1 protein-coding gene is annotated in these 340 nt (G+C 41.8%); it reads right to left on the reverse strand.

The features are described from left to right. Positions 1-121 precede the first annotated feature (121 nt). The coding region (locus IQR33_RS32920) for a hypothetical protein (RefSeq protein ID WP_228013874.1) at positions 122-340 on the reverse strand (219 nt) is incomplete at its 5' end.

Genomic DNA, 340 nt, shown 5'->3' on the forward strand with positions numbered 1-340 from the left:
TTGTCGGTTGCTGTGTCCGAATACACGATTGATTGAGGGGTACTCCGAGCACGACTTTACGATTGCCATGATCAAAAAAGCGGAGTCCGTTTCCTGACTCCGCTTTATAAATTCTTAAGCCTTATTGGTTTTTGTATTGTGAGATTTCACAGTTACCTGTGTATCTATCAACCTTGAATGAGAACGCGGCTGAATGGTATTCCCTCCCATCACTCCATATTGTTTCTCCGAAGATTTTACACAGATCCAAATCACTGATTGAACCGAACTCTTTTACGTGCCTAACTACTGACAAAAACTTGGCTTTGGTAGCATTAGGACATTCCCTGTTACTTAATCG

The organism is Vibrio sp. OPT46 (assembly GCF_015163535.1).
GTDB classification, from domain to species: domain Bacteria; phylum Pseudomonadota; class Gammaproteobacteria; order Enterobacterales; family Vibrionaceae; genus Vibrio; species Vibrio alginolyticus.